Annotated in this window: 1 protein-coding gene; it reads left to right on the top strand. The window is 34.2% G+C overall.

Going from position 1 to position 1,705, the window contains the following annotated elements:
• Nucleotides 1-724: 724 nt before the first annotated feature.
• Nucleotides 725-994, top strand: coding sequence for a hypothetical protein (locus BT151_RS18350; RefSeq protein ID WP_072403820.1), 270 nt, complete (start codon nucleotides 725-727; stop codon nucleotides 992-994).
• Nucleotides 995-1,705 lie beyond the last annotated feature (711 nt).

The raw sequence follows: 1,705 nt of genomic DNA, 5'->3' as shown, positions 1-1,705 counted from the left end.
CTACTTACGAAAATCCTCGCGGATTTTCTATTCGGTTTTTATTTGCTAAATTGGGTGCTTAAACACGCCACTAATCATACACAAAACCGTTGTGTACAATGCGCTCACTCGGTTAAAAGCAATATAAATCTTTAATTTTTTCGCTTTAATTCTTAAAACATTTGACCTTAACAAAACGTATATATTACGGATTTCTGACCTCTATTTACGGACAAAATTTCTGACTCTAAAAATTCCGACCAAAGCAGAGCGCAACTGTTGCGAACGACTGACCTTCTGCACGGATAAACTAGATTGAAATAAATTAAGCACTGTACACAACATTGCCTATAATTCATTGCTGCGGATTTTTCCTGCGGAAAAATCTCGCACTTTTGCTATCTTTGATTTACGGCGGAAATGTCCTGCGGACTTTTCCGCAACGAAATCATAGCCGAACCGTTGGCAACAAGCTGAAAACCAAGAATAATTGAGAAAAACAATTTACATAATATCACTAATTTTACTAATATTTGGAATTCCATTTTTTGAATATGGTGCATTAAATACAATGGTTAGTTTAAAATATGAAACAAACGAATTGACAGATTGCATTTCTCTCGTCTCTGGAATTGATTTGTGTAAAACCATAAAAGTATGCCATTCATTAGCGATTTTATGCGGACTAACTTTTATTGCTCTTTTAGTTTATAAAAAACGGATATTAAAACCAAGAAGTTGAAAAATGAATCAACCGACAAAAAATCATTTAGAAATTTTAGAAGAAATTATAAGACTTTTAAAAAATAACGGATTTGAAGCAGAACAAATTTTATTGGAAAATGAAATTTCAGCTAGTTCAACTGGTGGAGAAATTTGCTTGAGATGCGGTTCTCTACTTCTGACTTTAAATAAGCAGAAAAAAATCAAGAAAGTAATCGGAGAACTGACTTTTGAACTAATTGACTATTGTCATTACAACGGACTTGATCCAGTTGCGATTAAAATAAAATAGTGGACAAAAATAAAAGCCAGTTGCCAACATTGTATAAAAATAATGCGTAAGTTTATTCCTAAATCAAAAGTTTGTGCTTGTTTGCTTGCATCTGATTTTCCTTCGGAAAATCCTCGCACTCAAACTACGCACTATTCTTATACGTAACCGTTATGCACAATGGCTCACTCGGCTCAAAAAATAGTGCAAACCCTTAAAAACTGTTTCTTTGATTTTAATTTTATCAAAAAAATTTAAACATAACTCTTACGGCAAATTAGACTCTTAAAAGCATTTTAATCACAAAAGACACGGATTACTCACTCAACCGATTTCGGACAAATACAAGGCGTAACTGTTGCGTCGGACTGAGCTTGAACACGTAATCGAGGCGTTAAAACTTCTGACCATAGCAAATCGCAAATATTACGGCGGATTTGATTTTCTGTACGGGAAATTAAATCTTTCCCAAAGCGTAAAAAACAATTAATTATACTAAAAAATATAAAGCACTGTGCATAACAATGCCTATAGTTCATTGCTGCTGATTTTCCTGCGGAAAATCCTCGCACTTTTGCTATCTTCGTTTTACGGCGGAAATGTCCTGCGGACTTTTCCGCAACGAAACCATAGCCGTAACGTTAGCAAACATAATCTCGCCGGCAAATCTAAACGCACGAAAACTCAAAAAAAATATCTTAAAACCTTATTCTAAAACGGCATTATAAAACG

The organism is Flaviramulus basaltis, assembly GCF_900114265.1.
Lineage (GTDB): Bacteria > Bacteroidota > Bacteroidia > Flavobacteriales > Flavobacteriaceae > Flaviramulus > Flaviramulus basaltis.
The sequence above is the reverse complement of the archived record's forward strand: the minus strand, read 5'-3'. Positions and strand labels throughout refer to the sequence as shown.

Coding starts and splice junctions, on each gene's coding strand:
- BT151_RS18350 (WP_072403820.1), top strand. CDS start 725: ATGAATCAACCGACAAAAAATCATTTAGAAATTTTAGAAGAAATTATA.